The 20,484-nt window shown below is 63.2% G+C and carries 18 protein-coding genes; 2 read left to right on the top strand and 16 right to left on the bottom strand.

Annotation, left to right across the window (positions count from 1 at the left end):
• Positions 1–9 precede the first annotated feature (9 nt).
• The 13 genes from rplP to rpsL form a co-directional block, all read right to left on the bottom strand.
• Entirely contained in the window at positions 10–423 is a 414-nt protein-coding gene (rplP, locus tag YU3_RS0134270) for a 50S ribosomal protein L16 (RefSeq protein WP_027170364.1), read from the bottom strand.
• Between the two features lie 27 nt (positions 424–450).
• A complete protein-coding gene (gene rpsC, locus YU3_RS0134275) occupies positions 451–1,179 on the bottom strand; it encodes a 30S ribosomal protein S3 (protein WP_027170365.1) in 729 nt (242 codons plus the stop codon).
• On the bottom strand, positions 1,179–1,568 hold the full coding sequence (gene rplV / locus YU3_RS0134280) for a 50S ribosomal protein L22 (RefSeq protein WP_006205462.1): 390 nt from the start codon (positions 1,566–1,568) through the stop codon (positions 1,179–1,181). The genes rpsC and rplV overlap by 1 nt, the downstream gene beginning before the upstream one ends.
• 2 nt (positions 1,569–1,570) lie before the next feature.
• Positions 1,571–1,849, bottom strand: coding sequence for a 30S ribosomal protein S19 (gene rpsS / locus YU3_RS0134285; RefSeq protein ID WP_015317982.1), 279 nt, complete (start codon positions 1,847–1,849; stop codon positions 1,571–1,573).
• A gap of 16 nt (positions 1,850–1,865) precedes the next feature.
• Complete coding sequence (gene rplB / locus YU3_RS0134290) at positions 1,866–2,699, bottom strand: 50S ribosomal protein L2 (protein WP_027170366.1); 834 nt, start codon at positions 2,697–2,699, stop codon at positions 1,866–1,868.
• A gap of 22 nt (positions 2,700–2,721) precedes the next feature.
• Positions 2,722–3,015: a 50S ribosomal protein L23 gene (locus tag YU3_RS0134295; RefSeq protein WP_027170367.1), complete on the bottom strand. Its 294-nt coding sequence runs from the start codon at positions 3,013–3,015 to the stop codon at positions 2,722–2,724.
• The gene (gene rplD / locus YU3_RS0134300; RefSeq protein ID WP_027170368.1) at positions 3,012–3,632 is read right to left on the bottom strand and encodes a 50S ribosomal protein L4; all 621 of its coding nucleotides are present in this window, start codon (positions 3,630–3,632) and stop codon (positions 3,012–3,014) included. The genes YU3_RS0134295 and rplD overlap by 4 nt, the downstream gene beginning before the upstream one ends.
• Positions 3,632–4,348 carry a 50S ribosomal protein L3 gene (gene rplC / locus YU3_RS0134305; protein WP_027170369.1) on the bottom strand — a complete coding sequence of 239 codons (717 nt, stop codon included), beginning with the start codon at positions 4,346–4,348 and terminating at the stop codon, positions 3,632–3,634. The genes rplD and rplC overlap by 1 nt, the downstream gene beginning before the upstream one ends.
• A gap of 61 nt (positions 4,349–4,409) precedes the next feature.
• Positions 4,410–4,718, bottom strand: a complete 309-nt coding sequence (gene rpsJ, locus YU3_RS0134310; RefSeq protein WP_006205468.1) for a 30S ribosomal protein S10 — start codon at positions 4,716–4,718, stop codon at positions 4,410–4,412.
• A 68-nt stretch (positions 4,719–4,786) separates the two neighbouring features.
• On the bottom strand, positions 4,787–5,962 hold the full coding sequence (gene tuf / locus YU3_RS0134315; protein ID WP_027170370.1) for an elongation factor Tu: 1,176 nt from the start codon (positions 5,960–5,962) through the stop codon (positions 4,787–4,789).
• A gap of 65 nt (positions 5,963–6,027) precedes the next feature.
• Complete coding sequence (gene fusA / locus YU3_RS0134320) at positions 6,028–8,118, bottom strand: elongation factor G (RefSeq protein ID WP_027170371.1); 2,091 nt, start codon at positions 8,116–8,118, stop codon at positions 6,028–6,030.
• Positions 8,119–8,147: 29 nt separating this feature from the next.
• Positions 8,148–8,618 carry a 30S ribosomal protein S7 gene (gene rpsG, locus YU3_RS0134325; protein ID WP_027170372.1) on the bottom strand — a complete coding sequence of 157 codons (471 nt, stop codon included), beginning with the start codon at positions 8,616–8,618 and terminating at the stop codon, positions 8,148–8,150.
• A gap of 9 nt (positions 8,619–8,627) precedes the next feature.
• Complete coding sequence (gene rpsL, locus YU3_RS0134330) at positions 8,628–8,999, bottom strand: 30S ribosomal protein S12 (RefSeq protein WP_006202128.1); 372 nt, start codon at positions 8,997–8,999, stop codon at positions 8,628–8,630.
• 461 nt (positions 9,000–9,460) lie between these two features.
• Between rpsL and YU3_RS0134335 the strand changes: the two genes are divergently transcribed.
• Both YU3_RS0134335 and YU3_RS0134340 read left to right on the top strand, forming a co-directional pair.
• Positions 9,461–9,742 (top strand): hypothetical protein, encoded by a 282-nt coding sequence (locus YU3_RS0134335; RefSeq protein WP_027170373.1) that lies wholly within the window; start codon positions 9,461–9,463, stop codon positions 9,740–9,742.
• Between the two features lie 85 nt (positions 9,743–9,827).
• On the top strand, positions 9,828–10,757 hold the full coding sequence (locus tag YU3_RS0134340) for a Gfo/Idh/MocA family oxidoreductase (protein ID WP_036260380.1): 930 nt from the start codon (positions 9,828–9,830) through the stop codon (positions 10,755–10,757).
• Between the two features lie 291 nt (positions 10,758–11,048).
• Here YU3_RS0134340 and YU3_RS0134345 read toward each other — a convergent pair whose 3' ends face one another.
• The 3 genes from YU3_RS0134345 to rpoB form a co-directional block, all read right to left on the bottom strand.
• A complete protein-coding gene (locus YU3_RS0134345) occupies positions 11,049–11,714 on the bottom strand; it encodes an O-methyltransferase (protein ID WP_027170375.1) in 666 nt (221 codons plus the stop codon).
• A gap of 138 nt (positions 11,715–11,852) precedes the next feature.
• Entirely contained in the window at positions 11,853–16,049 is a 4,197-nt protein-coding gene (gene rpoC, locus YU3_RS0134350) for a DNA-directed RNA polymerase subunit beta' (RefSeq protein WP_027170376.1), read from the bottom strand.
• A 160-nt stretch (positions 16,050–16,209) separates the two neighbouring features.
• Positions 16,210–20,346 carry a DNA-directed RNA polymerase subunit beta gene (rpoB, locus tag YU3_RS0134355; protein ID WP_027170377.1) on the bottom strand — a complete coding sequence of 1,379 codons (4,137 nt, stop codon included), beginning with the start codon at positions 20,344–20,346 and terminating at the stop codon, positions 16,210–16,212.
• Positions 20,347–20,484 lie beyond the last annotated feature (138 nt).

Genomic DNA, 20,484 nt, shown 5'->3' on the forward strand with positions numbered 1-20,484 from the left:
AGCCCGTCCTTATTCTGCGATGCGCTGTACGAAGCGCGTCTTGACCGAGAGCTTGGCGGCGCCGAGACGCAGCGCTTCACGCGCCGTCTCCTCGCTGACGCCATCGATCTCGAACATGATGCGGCCGGGCTTGACGCGCGCCGCCCAGTAGTCGACGGCGCCCTTGCCCTTACCCATGCGGACTTCGGTCGGCTTCGAGGTGACCGGCAGGTCCGGGAACACCCGGATCCAGACGCGGCCGGCGCGCTTCATCTCGCGGGTGATCGCGCGGCGGGCCGCCTCGATCTCGCGCGCGGTGACGCGGTTCGGCTCAAGCGCCTTCAGCCCGAAACCGCCGAAATCCAGGTTGGTGCCGCCCTTGGCGGTACCGTGGATGCGGCCCTTGAACTGCTTACGGAACTTTGTGCGCTTTGGCTGCAGCATCGTTCTAACTCCAAATTCTCAAATGTCTCAGGCGTTCTCGCGACGACGGCCGCGTTCACGCTCACCACCACCGCCGCCATGCGCGGCATCACCTTCGGTGGCGCGACGCTCCGAAGCCATCGGGTCGTGCTCGAGGATCTCGCCCTTGAACACCCACACCTTGACGCCGCAGATGCCATAAGCCGTGTTCGCCTCGGCCGTGCCGTAGTCGACATCGGCGCGCAGTGTATGCAGCGGCACGCGGCCCTCGCGGTACCACTCCATGCGCGCGATCTCGGCGCCGCCGAGACGGCCGGCACAGTTGATGCGGATGCCTTCGGCGCCGAGACGCATGGCCGACTGAACGGCGCGCTTCATGGCGCGGCGGAACGCGATGCGGCGCTCGAGCTGCTGCGCGATCGACTGGGCGACCAGCGTGGCGTCGATCTCCGGCTTGCGCACTTCGACAATGTTGAGGTGCGTTTCGGACTTCGTCATCTCGGTCAGCTTCTTGCGAAGCTTCTCGATGTCGGCGCCCTTCTTGCCGATGATGAGACCCGGACGCGCCGCGTGGATGGTGACGCGGCACTTCTTGTGCGGACGCTCGATCACGACCTTGGAGATCGCGGCCTGCTTGAGTTCCTTCTCAAGATACTTGCGGATCTTGAGGTCCTCGTGCAGCAGCTGGCCGTACTCGCCGGTGTTCGCGAACCAGCGCGAATCCCAGGTGCGGTTGATGCCGAGACGCAGCCCGATCGGATTGACTTTCTGGCCCATTATGCGGCCTCCCCTTTTTCCTCGACTTCACGAACGACGATCGTGAGGTGCGAGAACGGCTTCTCGATACGGCTGGCGCGACCGCGGCCACGAGCGTGAAAGCGCTTCATGACGATCGACTTGCCGACATAGGCTTCCGCCACGATCAGCGCGTCGACATCGAGGTCGTGATTGTTTTCCGCGTTGGCGATCGCCGATTCCAGCGTCTTCTTGACCGTGCCGGAAATCCGCTTGGCCGAGAATTCGAGGTCGGAAAGCGCGGTCGCGACCTTCTTGCCGCGGATCAGCGCGGCAACCAGGTTCAGCTTCTGCGGGCTGATACGGATCGTGCGCAGAACGGCACGCGCCTCGTTATCAGCAAGCCTGCGCGGAGCTTTGGCCTTGCCCATGATTATTTCCTCTTCGCCTTCTTATCCGCGCCGTGACCGTAATAGGTCCGGGTCGGAGCGAACTCACCGAACTTGTGACCGACCATGTCCTCGTTCACCGAGACGGGAACGTGCTTCTGGCCGTTGTAGACACCGAAGGTGAGGCCGACGAACTGCGGCAGGATGGTGGAGCGGCGGCTCCACATCTTGATCACCTCATTGCGACCGCCTTCACGAACCTTGTCCACCTTCTTAAGAAGGTAGCCGTCGATGAAGGGGCCTTTCCAAATAGAACGAGTCACTTGGCGTTACCTCTTCTTAGCTCTTGCGCTGATGGCGCGAGCGCAGGATGAACTTGTCGGTCGCCTTGTTGGACCGCGTCTTCTTGCCCTTGGTCGGCTTGCCCCAGGGCGAAACCGGATGCCGGCCGCCCGAGGTGCGGCCTTCGCCGCCGCCGTGCGGATGGTCGACCGGGTTCATGGTCACGCCGCGATTGTGCGGGCGCTTGCCGCGCCAGACAGTGCGGCCTGCCTTGCCGTCGTTGATGTTGCCGTGGTCAGGGTTCGACACCGCGCCGACAGTGGCCATGCAGGAGCCATGCACGACACGCTGCTCTCCCGAGTTGAGGCGCAGGATCGCCATGCCCTGGTCGCGACCGACGAGCTGGGCGTAACCGCCCGCCGAACGGGCGACCTGGGCGCCCTTGCCCGGCTTTAGCTCGATGTTGTGGACGATCGTGCCGACCGGCATCGAAGCCAGCGGCATCGCGTTGCCCGGCTTCACGTCGACCGCTTCGCCGGCCACGATCTTGTCGCCGGCGGCAAGGCGCTGCGGGGCGATGATGTAGGACAGCTCGCCATCGTCATACTTGATCAGGGCGATGAAGGCGGTGCGGTTCGGATCGTATTCGATACGCTCGACCGTGCCGACGACGTCGTACTTCTTACGCTTGAAGTCGATGATGCGGTACGAACGCTTGTGACCGCCGCCGATGAAGCGGGCCGTGATGCGGCCGTAATTGTTGCGACCGCCCGACTTGGTCAGGCCTTCGGTCAGGCCCTTGACGGGCTTGCCCTTGTAGAGGCCCGAGCGGTCGACGATGACCAGCTGACGGGTGCTCGGCGTTACCGGGTTGAATTTCTTAAGTGCCATTGTCCTGTCCTCGCGGCCTTGCTCAGAGACCCGTCGCGACGTCGATCGACTGGCCGTCGGCCAGCGTCACTACCGCCTTCTTGACGTCGCTCTGGCGGCCGATCGTGCCGCGGAAGCGCTTGATCTTGCCCTTGCGGACAAGCGTGTTCACAGCCGTGACCTTGACGCCGAACAGCGCTTCGACGGCGGCCTTGATTTCCGGCTTCGACGCCTTCTTGGCGACGTTGAAGACGACCTGGTTGTTCTCGGAAGCCATGGTCGACTTTTCGGTGATCGCCGGCGAGACGATCACGTCGTAGTGACGAAGGTCGGTCATTTGAAGCGCTCCTCGAGAGCCTCGACGGCGGCCTTCGAAAGGACCAGCGTGCCGCGGCGCAGAATGTCGTAGACGTTGATGCCCTGAATGGGCAGCACGTCGATGTTCGGAATGTTCGTCGCCGCCAGCTTGAAGTTCTGGTCAAGCTCGGCGCCACCGATCACCAAAGCGTTGGTCAGGCCGAGCGTCGCGAAATTCGCGATCAGCGCCTTTGTCTTGGCCTCGGTCAGCTTCAGCTCGTCGATGATAATGATCGACGCGCTCTTGGCCTTGGCCGAGAGAGCGTGCTTGAGGCCGAGCGCGCGGACCTTCTTAGGCAGGTCGTGCTCGTGGCTGCGCACGACCGGGCCGTGTGCCTTGCCGCCGCCGCGGAACTGCGGAGCGCGAGCCGAGTGGTGACGGGCGCGGCCCGTACCCTTCTGCTTGTACATCTTGGCGCCTGTGCGCGCGATCTCGGCGCGGCCCTTGGCCTTGTGCGTGCCCTGCTGCTTCTTGGCGAGCTGCCAGCGCACGACGCGCTGCAGAATGTCCTCGCGCGGGTCAAGGCCGAAAATCTCCTCGGAGAGCTTCACCTTGCCGGCGTCCTTGCCGCCCAGCGTTGTGATCTTGATATCCATTATTCCGCTCCCTCGGTGGCCGGGGCTTCGTTCTTGGCGGCAGCGGCACGGATCGCGGCAGGCTTCGGCGCATTAGCCGGCAGCGCAACCTTGGCAGCGTCGCGAACCAGGATCCAGGCGCCCTTGACGCCGGGAACCGCGCCGCGGATCAGGATCAGGCCGCGATCAGCGTCGGTCGACACGACCTCGACATTCTGCGTGGTGACGCGAGTGTCGCCCATGTGGCCAGCCATGTGCTTGCCCTTGAACACCTTGCCGGGGTCCTGGCGCTGACCGGTCGAGCCGTGCGTACGGTGCGAGACCGAGTTGCCGTGCGTGGCGCGGCCGCCACCCATGTGGTGCCGCTTAATCACGCCCTGGAAACCCTTACCGGTCGAGGTGCCGGTGACGTCGACCTTCTGGCCGACGACGAAATGCTCGACCGTCAGCTCGGCGCCTACGTCGATCATGTTGTCGGCGGAGACGCGGAATTCGGCGACCTTAGCCTTGGGCTCGACGGACGCGGCGGCGAAATGGCCGCGCATGGCCTTCGACGTGTTCTTCACCTTGGCAAGGCCAACGCCGAGCTGGACGGCGGTGTAGCCGTTCTTCTCCTGCGTGCGCTGGGCCACGACCTGGCAGTTCTCCATCTGAAGAACAGTGACGGGAACGTGCTCGCCGGCATCGTTATAGATGCGGGTCATTCCCACCTTCTTTGCAATCACACCTGAACGCATCGGTTCAATTCCTTTAGAGTTCCGGGCCAGGGGCACCGCCCCTTACCGCGCTCTCATTCCCTTAGAGCTTGATCTCGACGTCGACACCGGCCGCCAGATCGAGCTTCATCAAAGCATCGACCGTCTGCGGGGTCGGATCGACGATGTCGAGCAGCCGCTTGTGCGTGCGCATCTCGAACTGCTCACGGCTCTTCTTGTCGACGTGGGGCGATCGGTTGACCGTGAATTTTTCGATCCGCGTCGGCAGCGGGATGGGGCCGCGGACGTTGGCGCCGGTGCGCTTGGCGGTCGACACGATTTCGCGCGTCGAGGCGTCGAGCACCCGGTGGTCAAACGCCTTAAGGCGGATGCGGATATTCTGTCCGTTCATGCGTCAATTCCTTGTTCTGGCGCGGCGCGGGCAGCTCCCGCGCCCGCGACAGATCGGTTTCAGTCCAATTATTCTGTAATGGTGACGACGATGCCGGCACCGACGGTGCGGCCGCCTTCACGGATGGCGAAGCGCAGCTTCTCTTCCATCGCGATCGGCACGATCAGCTCGACGTCGACGGTGATGTTGTCGCCGGGCATGACCATCTCGGTGCCGGCCGGCAGCGTCACGATGCCCGTCACGTCGGTGGTGCGGAAGTAGAACTGCGGACGGTAGTTGGTGAAGAACGGCGTGTGACGGCCACCCTCGTCCTTGGTCAGGATGTAGGCTTCGGCCACGAACTTCTTGTGCGGCTTCACCGTGCCCGGCTTGGCCAGGACCTGGCCGCGCTCGACACCTTCACGGTCGACCCCGCGCAGCAGCGCGCCGATGTTGTCGCCGGCCTGGCCCTGGTCGAGCAGCTTGCGGAACATCTCGACGCCCGTGCAGGTCGTCTTGGTGGTCGGACGGATGCCGACGATTTCCAGCTCCTCGCCGACCTTGACCACGCCGCGCTCGACGCGGCCGGTCACAACGGTGCCGCGGCCCGAGATCGAGAACACGTCCTCGATCGGCATCAGGAACGGCTTGTCCAGCGGACGAACAGGCGTCGGGATGTAGGCGTCGACCTGAGCCATCAGCTCGCGGATGGCGTCCTCGCCGATGGTCTTGTTGGAATCCTCAAGCGCGGCCAGCGCCGAGCCCTTGACGATCGGAATGTCGTCGCCGGGGAACTCGTTCTTCGACAGCAGCTCGCGAACCTCGAGCTCGACCAGCTCGAGCAGCTCGGCATCGTCGACCTGGTCGACCTTGTTCAAGAACACCACGATCGAGGGAACGCCGACCTGGCGGGCAAGCAGGATGTGCTCGCGGGTCTGCGGCATCGGGCCGTCGGCGGCCGACACAACCAGGATCGCGCCGTCCATCTGCGCGGCGCCGGTGATCATGTTCTTCACATAGTCGGCGTGGCCGGGGCAGTCGACATGGGCATAGTGGCGGTTGGCCGTCTCATACTCGACATGCGCCGTCGAGATCGTGATGCCGCGCGCCTTCTCTTCGGGCGCCGCGTCGATCTGGTCATAGCGCTTGTATTCGCCAAAATACTTCGTGATCGCCGCCGTCAGCGACGTCTTGCCATGATCGACGTGACCGATCGTGCCAATGTTCACATGCGGCTTGGTGCGCTCGAATTTACCTTTTGCCATGTGATCTCTCCATTCCTGCTTGCCCGTGCGGGCCTTGAATTAAGGTCTCGTGCAACCCGCTCGAGTTACGCGTATTTCTTCTGAACTTCCTGGGCGACCGCGGTCGGAACCGGCTCGTAGTGGTCGAACTGCATCGTGTACTGGGCGCGACCCTGCGACATCGAACGCAGATTGTCGACGTACTTGAACATGTTGGCCAAAGGCACCATCGCGTTGATGACGACGGCAACGCCGCGCGCTTCCTGACCCTGGATCTGGCCACGACGGCCGTTGAGGTCGCCGATGACGCCGCCGACATAATCTTCCGGCGTCACGACCTCGACCTTCATGATCGGCTCCAGCAGTTGCACGCCGAGGCGCGGAGCGGCTTCCTTGAAGCAGGCGCGGGAGGCGATTTCGAACGCCAGCACCGAGGAGTCGACATCGTGGAAGGCGCCGTCGACGAGAGTGGCCTTGACGCCGATCATCGGGAAGCCGGCGAACGGGCCGGAACCCATGACGCTGTTGATGCCCTTCTCGACGCCGGGGATGTATTCCTTCGGAACCGCACCGCCGACGATCTTGGACTCGAACACGAACTCTTCGCTCTCGGTGTTCGGCTCGAAGATGATCTTGACGCGAGCGAACTGGCCGGTTCCGCCGGTCTGCTTCTTGTGCGTGTAATCCTGCTCGTGCGTGCGGGTGATGGTCTCGCGATAAGCCACCTGCGGCGCGCCGACATTGGCTTCAACCTTGAATTCGCGGCGCATGCGGTCGACGATGATGTCGAGATGCAGCTCGCCCATGCCGGCGATGATGGTCTGGCCGCTTTCCTCGTCGGTCTTGACGCGGAAGGACGGATCCTCGGCCGCCAGACGATGCAGCGCGAGGCCCATCTTTTCCTGGTCGTTCTTGGTCTTCGGCTCGATGGCGATCTGGATGACCGGATCGGGGAATTCCATGCGCTCGAGGATGACCGGGTGCAGCGGGTCGCACAGCGTGTCGCCGGTGGTCGTGTCCTTGAGGCCGGCAAGCGCAACGATGTCGCCGGCATAAGCTTCTTCAACGTCGGCGCGCGAGTTCGCATGCATCTGCAGCATGCGGCCGATGCGCTCCTTCTTGCCCTTGACGGTGTTGTCGACCGAGATGCCCTTGGCGAGCTTGCCCGAATAGATGCGGGCAAAGGTGAGCGAGCCGACAAACGGGTCGTTCATGATCTTGAACGCCAGCATCGACAGCGGCTCATTGTCATCGGCATGACGCTCGATCTCGGCGTCGGTCTTGGCGTCGACGCCCTTGATGGCCGGAACTTCTGCCGGCGACGGCAGATAGTCGACAACGGCGTCGAGCAGCGGCTGCACGCCCTTGTTCTTGAAGGCCGAGCCGCAGAACATCGGGAAGAACTTGACCGCGATGGTGCCCTTGCGGATCAGCGCGCGGATCTCGTCATTCGACGGCATCTTGCCTTCGAGGTAGTTCTCGAGCGCGGTCTCGTCCATCTCGACGGCGGCTTCGATCATTTTCTCGCGATACTGCTCGGCCCTGTCCTTGAGGTCGGCCGGGATCTCAACAACGTCCCAGGCAGCGCCCAGCGTCTCGTCGCGCCAGACAAGCGCATTCATCTCGACGAGGTCGACGACGCCCTTGAACTCGGTCTCGGCGCCGATCGGCAGCTGCATGACGACAGCCTGTGCGCCGAGGCGCGACCCGATCATTTCCTCGGAGCGGTAGAAGTCGGCGCCGATCTTGTCCATCTTGTTGCAGAAGATCATGCGCGGCACGTGGTACTTGTCGGCCTGGCGCCAGACGGTCTCGGTCTGCGGCTCGACACCGGCGTTGGCGTCGAGCAGCGCGATGGCGCCGTCGAGCACGCGCAGCGAACGCTCGACTTCGATGGTGAAGTCGACGTGTCCGGGGGTGTCGATGATGTTGAAGCGGCGCATCTTGCCGTCACGACCCTTCCAGAAGGTCGTGGTCGCGGCCGAGGTGATGGTGATGCCGCGTTCCTGCTCCTGCTCCATCCAATCCATGGTGGCAGCGCCATCATGGACTTCGCCGATCTTGTGCGACTTGCCCGTGTAATAGAGGACGCGCTCGGTCGTCGTCGTCTTGCCGGCGTCGATATGCGCCATGATACCGAAATTGCGGTAGTCTTCGATCTTGTATTCGCGGGCCATGGGAGGTGCCTCTCAGTCTCGTTCGCGCTTTACCAGCGGTAGTGCGCGAAGGCGCGGTTGGCTTCTGCCATCTTGTGGGTGTCTTCACGCTTCTTGACAGCCGTGCCGCGGTTGTTGGCCGCGTCCATCAGCTCGCCCGAGAGGCGGTCGACCATGGTGGTCTCGTTGCGGTTGCGCGCAGCGGCGATCAGCCAGCGGATGGCCAGCGCCTGACGGCGCTCGGGGCGGACATCGACCGGAACCTGGTAGGTGGCGCCGCCGACGCGACGCGAGCGCACTTCCACATGCGGCGCGACATTGTCGAGCGCCTGATGGAAGACGGTGACCGGCTCCTGCTTGGTCTTGGCCTGGACCTGGTCCAGCGCGCCGTAGACGATGGTCTCGGCAACCGACTTCTTGCCGTCATACATGACGGCGTTCATGAACTTGGTGACGATCAGGTCGCCGAACTTGGGGTCCGGATTGATCTCACGCTTTTCTGCACTGTGACGACGGGACATGGGAAACCCTTACTTCGGACGCTTGGCGCCGTATTTCGAACGGCGCTGCTTGCGGTTCTTCACACCCTGCGTGTCGAGCACGCCACGGATGATGTGATAGCGGACGCCCGGCAGATCCTTGACGCGACCGCCGCGGATCATGACAACCGAGTGTTCCTGAAGGTTGTGGCCTTCGCCGGGGATGTAGCCGATCACTTCAAAACCGTTGGTCAGACGAATCTTGGCCACCTTGCGCAGCGCCGAGTTCGGCTTCTTCGGCGTCGTGGTGTAGACGCGCGTGCAGACGCCCCGCTTCTGCGGGTTCTGCTGCATGGCCGGGACCTTGTTGCGCTTCACCGGCGCGAGGCGCGGCTTGCGGATCAGCTGGTTGACGGTAGGCATTAAACCCTCTTGTCTCTCAATTCCGTGTCTGCCCTGTCAGGGCCGCTCAAAGCGTCATTCCATACGCAAATTCGGGCAACACACCGCGCCTCGCGGTCCTGCCCGAACAAATTGCAGAGGAAGCGGGAGCCGCTTCATGCGCGCCGGAAATGTCTTTTCGATCGTAAAACGAACCCTGTTTGAGGCAAGCTCCAAAGCGTGTCGCTTCGGACAGGAGAGCCTCACATCGGTTCTGACTGGGCGGCTTCTACTCGCAAGCCTTCGAACCGTCAACCCCGGAACGCCAAATATTGCGCCCAACCCGAGGCCTGGCAGCCATGCGGAAAACGCATGTAATTTTCTTGCGTCTTTTTTCAAGACGGAAGAAGAAAGTGACCGGCTTTCGGCTGTCACACGCGCAGGCTTCATGCAAAAAAGCGCCATGAACAGCGCCCAATCTCTCTACCAAGGGGAATCAGCCCGTGAACGACAATGAAGAACGGCCGGTCACCATCATCACCGGCCGGGTGTGGAAGAAGAAGGGCGGCAAAGCGGAAGGCGTCCATGTGATGCTGGTGGCGCCCGACGATGATTCTGCCGTGCGCCGCGCGCTCGAATCGCTTGCCGCCGAGGGATTCGCCGAGGCCGAGCTCGACCAGATCGGCGACATGGAGGGCGTGCCCGACGAGGAGCCACATCTGTCGGCCTATCAGGGCGCGCTTGAAGGCGAGGTCTCGATCGTCACTTTCGACGAGCCTCTCTGATATCGCGCGCGGCGCAACTACCCTTCCTCGGCTTGTCGGCAAGCCCTCCACCCAGAACTGTCACTCGTCCATTTTCGGAGTTCCCATGACCAGCAGTCCCATCAAGCTCGGCATCGTCGGCGTGGGAAAGATCGTCCGCGACCAGCACCTGCCTGCAGTCGCCAAGGATGGCAATTATCAGCTCGTCGCCGCGGCCAGCCGCCACGGCAAGGTCGACGGCATAGCGAACTATCCCAGCATAGAAGCGATGCTTGCGGCCGAACCCGGCCTCGAGGCGGTGTCGCTCTGCATGCCGCCGCAGTTCCGCTACGACGCCGCGCGCACCGCGCTTGAAGCAAGGAAGCACGTGTTCCTGGAAAAGCCGCCGGGCGCCACGGTCAGCGAGGTCGAGCACCTGAAGGCGCTAGCCGAAAAGAACGGTGTCTCGCTCTTCGCCAGCTGGCATTCGCGCTATGCGCCGGCGGTGGAGGCCGCGCGTGCGTTCCTCGCCTCGGCAAAAGTGACTTCGTCCGCCATCTACTGGAAGGAAGACGTGCGCCGCTGGCATCCGAACCAGGAATGGATCTGGGAGCCGGGCGGCTTCGGAGTGTTCGATCCGGGCATCAATGCGCTCTCGATCGCCACCCACATCCTGCCGCCGATGTTCATCACCTCGGCCGTGCTGGATTTTCCGGAGAACCGCGCGGCACCCGTCGCCTCGCGTGTCGCCTTCCGCACCTCGACCGGCCTGCCGGTGACGATGGAACTCGACTGGCTGCAAACCGGCCCGCAGAGCTGGGACATCCTGGCGGAAACTGACAAGGGCGAAATGGTGCTTTCCGGCGGCGGCTCGAAGCTCTCCATCGACGGCAAGCTCGTCCATGACGAGCCGGAAGCGGAGTACCCGATGCTCTACAGGCGCTTCGCCGAGATTGTCCGCGCCGGGACTTCCGATGTCGATCTCGCCCCGCTGCAGCACGTGGCCGATGCGTTCATGCTGGGCAAGCGCAACGTGGTCGAGGCGTTCTACGATTGAGTTGTGCATGCGAAGGGATCGCGGACCTGGCTGGAAAGCACGCTCGTGCCAGGTCGACCCCCACTCCGTCTCGGCTACGCCGAGCTACCTCTCCCCCGATCGGCGGTAGAGGAAGGGCGCGAACCTATTGCCGCCAACGCTCGTTCAACGCGGCTTCCTTTCCCTCCGGAGGGGGAAAGGTGGCGCTGCGAAGCAGCGACGGATTGGGGGAAGCCGGTCGTCAAACGAACAGCCGGTGACAAGTGAGCATGACCGAGTTGGTCTGACATCACCGTCACCCACGGTGTGATGTCACTTGACGATTGCGATGGCGAACCCGTCGTAGCCCTTGGCGCCGACGGTTTGAATCGCGGTGCCGTCCACTCGCTTGTCGCCGCCGATGAAGGAGAATGCCGCACGCGCGCCTTCGACATTGGCGTCGCCGCTATTTTTCTTCACCACAGCTCCGTCGCGGATGACGTTGTCGCAGACGATCACCGTGCCTGAGCGCGACAGCTTCATCGCCCAGTCGAGATAGTTCGGGTTGTTCGGCTTGTCGGCGTCGATGAAGATCAGGTCGAACGGACCGGCATTTTCGCTTGCCAGCGTGGCAAGCGACGGCAGCGCGGGACCTACCCGCAGGTCGACCTTGTCGGACACCCCTGCCCGCTCGAAGTTCGAGCGCGCGACCCCGGCGTGATGCGGATCGAGCTCCAGCGTCACGACCTTGCCGTCCGCCGGCAATCCCCTCGCCATCCAGATGGTCGAGTAGCCGCCAAGCGTGCCGACCTCCAGCACCTTTTTCGCGCCCCGAATACGCACCAGCAGCGACAGCAGCTTGCCTTGAGCGGCCGAGACGTCGATTGCCGGCAGCCCTTGGTCGCGATTGGTCTTGATCACCGCGTCCAGCACGGGATCGGATTCGAAAAGCGAGGAAACGATATAATCGTCAACGGCCGTCCAGGTCTTGCTGCTCATGGCTCTTCCTCTTTCGTGACCTTCGATCAGGATTACGGCAAGTGGAGCCATCATCCCGATCCCACTTTTCAAGATCATGCTCTGAAATGCGAAAAGGGGCCACGCGGGCCCCTTTTCCTGTTTCTCATTTCATGCCGCCTACTGCGCGGCGTTGACCATGTCGGTCAGCATCGGCTCGGCGACCTCGACACCGGAGGCCTTGCGGCGCTCGTCGATGATGAGTTCGTCGCGCGAGGTGGCGATGCGCCTTATCTGGCTCATCGTGCCGCCCGTGCCGGCCGGGATCAGACGGCCGACGATGACGTTTTCCTTCAGGCCCTGCAGCATGTCGGTCTTGCCGGCAACCGCAGCCTCGGTGAGCACCCTGGTCGTCTCCTGGAAGGAGGCGGCCGAGATGAAGGACGGTGTCTGCAGCGATGCCTTGGTTATGCCCAAGAGCACCGGCTGACCTTCGGCCGGCTTCTTGCCGTCCTCGATCAGGCGCTCGTTGACCTCTTCCAGTTCGATCACGTCGACGTGGTCGCCCGGGATATAGGTCGAGTCGCCCTGCGTGGTGATCTCGACCTTCTGCAGCATCTGGCGAACGATCACCTCGATGTGCTTGTCGTTGATCGACACGCCCTGCAGGCGGTAGACCTCCTGGATCTCGTTGACGAGGTAGGAGGCAAGCGCCTCCACGCCCTTGATCGCCAGGATGTCGTGCGGCGCCGGGTTGCCGTCGAGGATGTAGTCGCCCTTCTCGATGACGTCGCCGTCCTGGAGATGGAACGGCTTGCCCTTCGGGATCAGGTACTCCACCGGCTCGAGCGTCGAGTCATGCGGCTCGATGATGATGCGGCGCTTGTTCTTGTAGTCGCGGCCGAAGCGGATCGTGCCATCGATCTCGGCGATGATGGCGTGATCCTTCGGACGGCGAGCCTCGAACAGTTCCGCAACGCGCGGCAGACCACCGGTGATGTCCTTGGTCTTGGCGCTTTCCATCGGGATACGCGCCAGCACGTCGCCCGGACGGACATGCGCGCCAGGCTCGACCGAGAGGATGGCCTCGACCGAGAGCAGGAAGCGTGCATCGCCGCCCTTCGACAGCTTGCCGACCTTGCCCTTGGCATCCTGGACGACCATCGCCGGCTTCAGGTCGTTGCCGCGTGGCGTCGAACGCCAATCGATGACCTCGCGCTTGGTGATGCCGGTCGATTCGTCAGCCGTTTCCTGAACGGAAATGCCGTCGACCAGATCCTCGAACGCCACCCTGCCCTCGATTTCGGTAAGGATCGGGCGGGTGTAAGGATCCCACTCGGCGATGCGCTGACCGCGCTTCACCTTGTCGCCATCGTCCACGAAGATACGCGAACCATAGGTGACGCGGTGCGTGGCGCGTTCCTTGCCGGCTTCGTCGAGGATGAGCACCGCCATGTTGCGGCCCATGACCATCTGCTGGCCTTCCGAGTTGCGCACCACGTTGCGGTTGCGGATCTGCACCTTGCCCTCATAGGAGGCTTCAAGGAACGAGGAATCCACCACCTGCGCCGTGCCGCCCATGTGGAAGGTACGCATGGTGAGCTGGGTGCCCGGCTCGCCGATCGACTGCGCCGCGATGACGCCGACGGCCTCGCCCTGGTTGACGGGCGTGCCGCGAGCCAGATCGCGTCCGTAGCAGACCGCGCACACGCCGGTCCTGATCTCGCAGGTCAGCGCCGAACGGATGCGGATCGACTGCACGCCGGCCTTTTCGATCTGCTCCACATCGCGCTCGTCCATCAGCGTGCCGGCCTTGACCAGCAGGTCGCCGGTCACGGGATGGCTGATGTCGTCGAGCGCGGTGCGGCCCAGCACGCGCTGGCCGACCGAAGCGACGACCTGACCGGCATCGACGATCGGCTGCATGGTGAGGCCCTTGTCGGTGCCGCAATCCACGGAGTTGACGATGCAGTCCTGCGCCACGTCGACCAGGCGACGGGTGAGATAACCCGAGTTCGCCGTCTTCAAGGCGGTGTCGGCCAGACCCTTACGGGCGCCGTGGGTCGAGTTGAAATACTCGAGCACGGTGAGGCCTTCCTTGAAGTTCGAGATGATCGGCGTCTCGATGATTTCACCCGAGGGCTTGGCCATCAGGCCGCGCATGCCGGCGAGCTGACGCATCTGGGTGGGCGAACCACGCGCACCCGAATGCGACATCATGTAGATCGAGTTCATCGGCTTCTGACGGCCGTTGTCCTCGAATTCCACCGCCTTGATGCGCGCCATCATCTCGTCGGCGACCTTTTCCGAGCACTTGGCCCAGGCGTCGACGACCTTGTTGTACTTCTCGCCCTGCGTGATCAGGCCGTCATTGTACTGCTGCTCGTACTCCTTGGCCAAAGCCTCGGTCTCGGACACCAGCTTGATCTTGCTGTCCGGGATCAGCATGTCGTCCTTGCCGAACGAGATGCCGGCACGGCAGGCATGCGCAAAGCCGAGCGCCATGATGCGATCGCAGAAGATGACCGTCTCTTTCTGACCGCAGTGGCGGTAGACGGTGTCGATCATCTTGGAGATGTTCTTCTTGGTCATCTCCTGGTTGGCTGTCTCATACGGCACGTTGACGTTCTTCGGCAGAAGCTCGCCGATGATCATGCGGCCGGGCGTGGTGTCGTAGATCTTCGACACGACGTTGCCTTCGGCATCGACGGAGCGGAAGCGGCCCTTGATCTTGGCGTGCAGCGTCACGGCCTTGGTCTCCAGCGCATGCTGAAGCTCGCCCATGTCGGCGAACACCATGCCTTCGCCCGGCTCGTTCTGGTTGACGATCGACAGATAGTAGAGACCGAGAACCATGTCCTGCGACGGCACGATGATCGGCGCGCCGGAAGCCGGGTGCAGGATGTTGTTGGTCGACATCATCAGCACGCGGGCCTCGAGCTGCGCTTCCAGCGACAGCGGCACGTGGACCGCCATCTGGTCGCCGTCGAAGTCGGCGTTGAAGGCGGTGCAGACCAGCGGATGCAGCTGGATCGCCTTGCCTTCGATCAGGATCGGCTCGAACGCCTGGATGCCGAGGCGATGCAGCGTCGGCGCGCGGTTCAACAGCACCGGATGCTCGCGGATGACCTCGTCGAGGATATCCCAAACTTCCGGACGCTCCTTCTCGACCAGCTTCTTGGCCTGCTTGACGGTCGAGGAGAAACCCTTGGCGTCGAGGCGGGCGTAGATGAAGGGCTTGAAGAGTTCGAGCGCCATCTTCTTCGGCAGGCCGCACTGATGCAGCTTCAGCTCCGGGCCGGTCACGATGACCGAGCGGCCGGAATAGTCGACGCGCTTGCCGAGCAGGTTCTGGCGGAACCGGCCCTGCTTGCCCTTCAGCATGTCGGACAGCGACTTCAGCGGACGCTTGTTGGCGCCGGTGATGACGCGGCCGCGACGGCCGTTGTCGAACAATGCGTCGACGGCTTCCTGCAACATGCGCTTTTCATTGCGCACGATGATGCCGGGCGCGCGCAGCTCGATCAGCCGCTTCAGGCGGTTGTTGCGGTTGATGACGCGGCGATAGAGGTCGTTGAGGTCGGACGTGGCGAAGCGGCCGCCATCCAGGGGAACGAGCGGGCGCAGGTCCGGCGGGATCACCGGAACCACCTTCATGATCATCCATTCCGGACGATTGCCGGATTCCATGAAGTTCTCGACGACCTTGAGCCGCTTCAAGTACTTCTTCTGCTTGAGCTCGGACGTGGTCGAAGCCAGCTCCGAGCGCAGGTCGCCGGCGATCTTCTCCAGGTCCATTCCGGCCAGAAGGTCATGGATGGCCTCGGCGCCGATCATGGCGGTGAAGGAATCCTCGCCATACTCGTCGACGGCAAGCATGTACTCTTCCTCGCTCAGGAGCTGGTTCTCCTTCAGCGCGGTGAGGCCGGGCTCGGTGACGATGTAGTTCTCGAAGTAGAGCACGCGCTCGATGTCCTTGAGCGTCATGTCGAGCAGCGTGCCGATGCGCGAGGGCAGCGACTTCAGGAACCAGATATGGGCGACGGGCGCGGCGAGCTCGATATGGCCCATGCGCTCGCGGCGAACGCGCGACAGCGTGACTTCGACGCCGCACTTTTCGCAGATGACGCCCTTGTACTTCATGCGCTTGTACTTGCCGCACAGGCACTCATAGTCCTTGATCGGGCCAAAAATGCGCGCGCAGAACAGGCCGTCACGCTCCGGCTTGAAGGTGCGGTAGTTGATGGTCTCCGGCTTCTTGATCTCGCCGAACGACCAGGACAGAATCTTCTCTGGGCTGGCAAGCGAGATCCGGATGGAATCGAACACCTGCGCAGGCGCCTGCGGGTTGAAGAGATTCATGACCTCTTGGTTCATGCCGTTCTCCTTTTCGGGGTCCTCGATAACCCCTTGCATCGATCGCGGACGAAATGTCCGCAGACTGGCCGGTCAAACCGGCCGTAGACTCTTGGTAAGCATGATCTTGGGATCATGCTCAGGGCGCGCCGCATCTTTAAAGCGCAGCGCGCCATGACCTTTACTCGGCCGCGTCGGGCAGGCGCGTCTGGTTCTCTTCGACCTGGGTGTTCTCCAGCTCGACATTGAGACCCAGCGAGCGCATTTCCTTGACGAGAACATTGAAGCTCTCCGGAATACCCGCCTCGAACGTGTCGTCGCCGCGCACGATCGCCTCGTAGACCTTGGTGCGGCCGGCGACGTCGTCCGACTTCACCGTCAGCATTTCCTGCAGCGTGTAGGCGGCGCCGTAGGCTTCGAGCGCCCAGACCTCCATCTCACCGAAGCGCTGGCCGCCGAACTGCGCCTTGCCGCCCAGCGGCTGCTGGGTGACGAGCGAGTACGGGCCGATCGAACGCGCGTGGATCTTGTCGTCCACCAGGTGATGGAGCTTCAGCATATAGATGTAGCCCATCGTCACCTTGCGATCGAACGGCTCGCCGGTGCGGCCGTCATAAAGCTGCGACTGACCGCTGGTGTGCAGGCCAGCCTGCTCCAGCATGATGTTGATGTCGGCTTCATGCGCGCCATCGAACACCGGGGTCGCGATCGAGACGCCGCGGCGCATCTGTTCGCTCAGGCGAATGATGCTCTCGTCGTCATAGCTGCGCACCGGCTCGTTGCGGTCGTTGGCCGGCATGAAGCTTTCGAGCGTCTTGCGCAGCGGCTTGATGTCGCCGCCCGCCTTGTACGCGTCGATCAGCTCGCCGATCTTCCTGCCCATGCCGGCGCAAGCCCAGCCCAGATGCGTTTCCAGGATCTGGCCGACATTCATGCGGCTCGGCACACCCAGCGGGTTGAGCACGATATCGGCATGCGTGCCGTCCTCGAGGAAAGGCATGTCCTCGACCGGAACGATGCGCGACACGACACCCTTGTTGCCGTGACGGCCGGCCATCTTGTCGCCCGGCTGCATCTTGCGCTTCACCGCCACGAAGACCTTGACCATCTTCATGACACCCGGAGGCATTTCGTCGCCGCGCTGCACCTTCTCGACCTTGTCCATGAAGCGCTGCTCGAGCGCCTTCTTGGACTCGTCGTACTGGCCGCGCAGAGCCTCGAGCTCGCTCTGGAGCTTCTCGTTCTCCACGGCGAACTGCCACCACTGCGAACGCGGATACTCGTCGAGCGTGTCCTTCGACAGCTTCGAGCCCTTCTTGAAGCCCTTCGGTCCGGCGATCGCTTCCTTGCCGACCAGCACGTCGGAAAGACGCGCATAGACGTTGCGGTCGAGGATCGCCTGTTCGTCGTCGCGGTCCTTGGCCAGGCGCTCGATCTCCTCGCGCTCGATCGCCATGGCGCGCTCGTCCTTCTCGACGCCGTGGCGGTTGAAGACGCGCACTTCGACAACCGTGCCGAAAGTGCCCGGAGGCATGCGCATGGAGGTGTCGCGGACGTCCGAGGCCTTTTCGCCGAAGATGGCGCGCAGGAGCTTTTCTTCCGGCGTCATCGGGCTTTCGCCCTTCGGCGTGATCTTGCCGACCAGGATGTCGCCCGGCTGCACTTCGGCACCGATATAGACGATGCCGGCCTCGTCGAGGTTCTTCAGCGCCTCTTCCGAAACGTTCGGAATGTCGCGCGTGATTTCCTCCGGCCCGAGCTTGGTGTCGCGCGCCATGACCTCGAACTCCTCGATGTGGATCGAGGTGAAGACGTCGTCGGCCACGATGCGCTCGGAGAGCAGGATCGAGTCCTCGTAGTTGTAGCCGTTCCACGGCATGAACGCGACCAGCACGTTGCGGCCGAGCGCCAGATCGCCGAGCTCGGTCGACGGACCGTCGGCAATAATGTCGCCCTTGTTCACCCGGTCGCCCATGCGCACCAGCGGACGCTGGTTGATACAGGTGTTCTGGTTCGAACGCTGGAACTTCATCAGCCGGTAGATATCGACGCCGGACTTGCCGGGATCGAGGTCTTCCGTGGCGCGGATGACGATACGGGTGGCGTCAACCTGGTCGACCACGCCGCCGCGGCGGGCGCCGATGGCCGCGCCCGAGTCGCGGGCGACGACAGGCTCCATGCCGGTGCCGACGAACGGCGCCTCGGCGCGCACCAGCGGCACGGCCTGACGCTGCATGTTCGAGCCCATAAGCGCGCGGTTGGCGTCGTCGTTCTCGAGGAACGGGATGAGCGCCGCCGCGACGGACACCATCTGCTTCGGCGAGACGTCCATAAGATCGACGTTTTCGCGCGGCGCCATCATCACTTCACCGGCGTTACGGCAAATGACGAACTCGTCGACGAAGCCGCCGTTCTTGTCGAGCTCGGCGTTGGCCTGCGCGACATGATGCTTGGCCTCTTCCATGGCCGACAGGTAGACGACCTCGTTGGTCAGCTTGCCGCCCACGATCTTGCGGTAGGGGCTTTCGATGAAGCCGTACTTGTTGACGCGCGCGAAAGTGGCGAGCGAGTTGATCAGGCCGATATTCGGGCCTTCCGGCGTCTCGATCGGGCAGATGCGGCCGTAATGCGTCGGGTGCACGTCGCGCACCTCGAAGCCGGCGCGCTCGCGGGTCAGACCGCCCGGTCCAAGCGCCGACAGGCGGCGCTTGTGGGTGATCTCCGACAGCGGGTTGGTCTGGTCCATGAACTGCGACAGCTGCGAGGAACCGAAGAACTCACGCACGGCGGCGGCCGCCGGCTTGGCGTTGATCAGGTCCTGCGGCATGACCGTGTCGATCTCGATCGAGGACATGCGCTCCTTGATCGCGCGCTCCATGCGCAGCAGGCCGACGCGGTACTGGTTCTCCATGAGCTCGCCGACCGAACGCACGCGGCGGTTGCCGAGATTGTCGATGTCGTCGATCTCGCCCTTGCCGTCGCGCAGCTCGACCAGCGTCCTGACCACGGCCAGGATGTCCTCCTTGCGCAGCACGCGCACCGTGTCCTCGGCCTTGAGCTCGAGGCGCATGTTCATCTTGACGCGGCCGACAGCCGACAGGTCATAGCGCTCGCTGTCGAAGAACAGCGAGTTGAACATGGCTTCGGCGGTCTCGAGCGTCGGCGGCTCGCCCGGGCGCATGACACGGTAGATGTCGAACAGCGCGTCCTGGCGGCTCTCGTTCTTGTCGACGTTGAGCGTGTTGCGGATGTAGGCGCCGACATTGACGTGGTCGATGTCCAGGATCTGGATCTCGTCCTCGCCGGTGCCGAGCAGTACCTTGAGCGTCTTGTCGTCGATCTCGTCGCCGGCTTCGAGGAAGATCTCGCCGGTGCCATAGTTGACGATGTCCTCGGCGAGATAGTTGCCGAGCAGATCCTCGTCGGTCGCCTTGATGGCCTTGAGACCCTTGTCGCCGAGCTGGCGGGCCTGGCGCGCGGTGATCTTCTTGCCAGCCTCGACAACGACTTCACCGGTGTCGGCGTCGACCAGGTCGCCAACGGCCTTGAGGCCGCGGAACCGGTCGACGTTGAACGGAATGCGCCAATGGTCGCCGGAGCGCTTGTAGGTGATCTTGTTGTAGAAGGTCGACAGGATCTCCTCGCCGTCCATGCCGAGCGCCATCAGCAGCGAGGTCACCGGAATCTTGCGGCGACGGTCGATGCGGGCGTGCACGACGTCCTTGGAATCGAACTCGATGTCGAGCCACGAACCGCGATAGGGAATGACGCGCGCGGCAAACAGAAGCTTGCCCGACGAGTGCGACTTGCCCTTGTCATGGTCGAAGAAGACGCCCGGCGAACGGTGCATCTGCGAGACGATGACGCGCTCGGTGCCGTTGACGATGAAGGTGCCGTTCGACGTCATGAGCGGCATGTCGCCCATGTAGACATCCTGCTCCTTGATGTCCTTGATCGACTTGGCGCCGGTATCCTCGTCGATATCGAACACGATGAGGCGCAGCGTCACCTTGAGCGGCGCCGCATAGGTCAGGTCGCGCTGACGGCACTCGTCAACGTCGAATTTCGGTGCCTCGAACTCGTACTTCACGAACTCCAGCATCGAGGAGCCGGAAAAGTCGGAGATCGGGAAGACCGACTTGAAAACGGCCTGCAGTCCTTCGTCCGGACGGCCGCCTTTGGGCTCGTCCACCATCAGGAACTGGTCATAGGATGCCTTCTGAACCTCGATGAGGTTCGGCATCTCCGCAACTTCCGGGATCTTTCCGAAGAACTTGCGTACGCGTCTGCGGCCATTGAAAGTCTGGGTCTGGGCCATCGTCGCTCCTTAGCTCTAAAACTCGGGGCGAACCTCGCAGCGGTTCGCCTTGCACCAACGGGCGGCCTCGGCGGCTGCCCCTATCTGTTTTTCCGGCCGCCCTTTCCAATCGCTTGGCGGCTGCCGGCTAAAACGGGA

It is taken from the genome of Mesorhizobium sp. WSM3224 (genome assembly GCF_000427725.1).
Lineage (GTDB): Bacteria > Pseudomonadota > Alphaproteobacteria > Rhizobiales > Rhizobiaceae > Mesorhizobium.